The sequence below is a fragment of the Fusibacter sp. genome (genome assembly GCF_057447755.1).
Window position 1 is genome coordinate 1 of sequence record NZ_JBVBZF010000455.1, and the last position, 2183, is coordinate 2183.

General features: G+C 34.7%; 2 protein-coding genes. Both read left to right on the forward strand.

Annotated features, from left to right (window positions below; genetic code table 11):
• Positions 1 to 259: hypothetical protein (locus AC220I_RS21580; protein WP_486725935.1), on the forward strand; the 259-nt coding region annotated here is incomplete at its 5' end.
• A 157-nt stretch (positions 260 to 416) separates the two neighbouring features.
• The coding region (locus tag AC220I_RS21585; RefSeq protein ID WP_486725936.1) for a PAS domain-containing protein at positions 417 to 2183 on the forward strand (1767 nt) is incomplete at its 3' end.

Consider the following 2183-nt stretch of genomic DNA (forward strand, 5'->3'; position numbering starts at 1 on the left):
ATGTAGAACCTATCCTTTTGAACCTCATATAGAGGCAGGTGCGTTGTCCCTAGTGATTGAAAAGGACCAGATTCATGCATGTCCCTTACTTGAGATGATTCCTCAGTGGCGAAGTGAATTTATTGATGGTATCTATCAGGGCTGGCTAGAGCTCATAAAAATTCCAATCATCAAATATCACATTTTATATTTCTCTAAAGAGCGGTCTGAAATGGACAATATCAGCAGTCGTTATACTGGCGATGGCTGGCACAAGTGAAATATTAAAAGTACCTTCACGACTAGCGTATCAGCGATGAGCATACGAGAGAAGTGGATGGTACTTTTTTAAAGGACGTGATTGACTTTATATAAGTGTATGGTTGTGATTAATGGGTAATATATAGATGAACCATCAATTTAGAGGGGTGTTACATATGAAAAAAATACATAACATATTTAGAGTAGTGAGTTTACTCTTGGTTTTAGTATCTATTTTTGTTTTCAAATTAAGGCCTGATTCACATTATGATTTTCTGTTGGATCTTTATATTCCTTTAAGCATTGTTTTTTTAAGTGTCTATGAACTCATTTTGATACAGGATAGAAGACTTGGCTTATCAAAGATTCTTCAACTTTTTATGCTCATGACCTTACTGTTTTCCAGCCTATATCATATACAAAAACACTTTTTACATCTGGGCAATTCAACGCTTTTGATTGGAGAGTTTATCATCATTACCTTAATTTTAATTTTCGATAATGAGGATTTTGCCAAAATAAAAACGAAGAGCTTGGTCGTTTTTTGTGTTGCAGTGATCATGGTCATCTCACTTGATTTTTGGATTGCCTTCCTCATGTCATCAGCGGAACTTTCGCAATCGATGTTGACCTTAGGCAGGTATCTTGAACTTGTTCTTTTTATTGGATTTATTATATTGTTGACCCTAAGAGGGGTTAAGGTCAAGAGAACTTTGTTTTTTACAAGTAGAGGGATTATTTGGACCATATTGATCTTGGGCGTAATGATATCTTTTATACCAACCCATGTTGACCCTATGTCACTTGAGAACCTCTCGATTTTTATGAAGTGGTTTGCATATTTATTGCTCATTGATTTAATCATCTCGAATCTAAAGTCAGATATGCAGGTTGCAGATGAAATGTATATGACAGATTATTTTCAAGCCTTTCAAAAGAACGTCAACGCCTTTATGTTGATTCAAAAAAACAACAATGCTCAGTACATTATCAAAATGCTCAACCCAATTGCTCAGAGGGTTTTGCAGTTGAAACAACAAGGTGCTCAAAGCTTTACCTTTGATGATTTTTTTGAACTTGACCTTGATTTTAATAAAAGTTTAAATGAAGTCGGGACGCATATGCTCCTAGACAAACGTGTTCAGAGAATGGATCGTAGTGCCTTTTATGCAGATATCCAAATCCAGACCATTCACCGATTTGATTTGCGTTTTAGTATCGTAGATGTCAGAGACATCACAAAACGCAAGGAAATTTTAAAAAAAATTGCCATTAGAGAGTCTGTTTTTCGAAATGCAGTTGAGGCAATTATGATTGTTGACGAAAACAACACCATAATTGATGTTAATCCTAGCTTTGAAAAAATATATCAATATAGTCGATATGAATGTATTGGCAACAAACCAAACTTTATTAAGTCAGGCATGATGTCAGAAGCTTTTTATAATAAAATGAAAAATGAAATTGAAGAAAAGGGGTACTTTCAGGGTGAATTCATCAATAAAACCCAAAGCGGTGATATTGTAACCCTCAATCAGAGTATTACAAAGTTGTTTTTAGAGGAAACGGATGAATACTATTATGTATCAATAGCCTCCGATATTAGTGAAAAGAAAAAGTCAGAGGCCATTATTTTTGACTTGGCCTTCAAAGACAGTGTTAGCAAAATTTATAATCGAACATTTTTGCTTCAAAACAAGCATAAGTATAACTACCAAGTGGCCGCACTTATTACCATTACGGACTATAAGTTGTTAATTGGCTATTTTGACAAAGAGTTTTTAGACCTACTTATAAGCACTCTGGTTAGAAAGCTTGAAAACCTAGTTGACTATGGGAACCTTTTTCAGTGGAGTGAAAATCAAATTCTTGTGCTTTTAAGAGACCACGAAGAAGCTGTGGATGCACATTTTCAACAGGCAATTATGCATTTATATGATGAG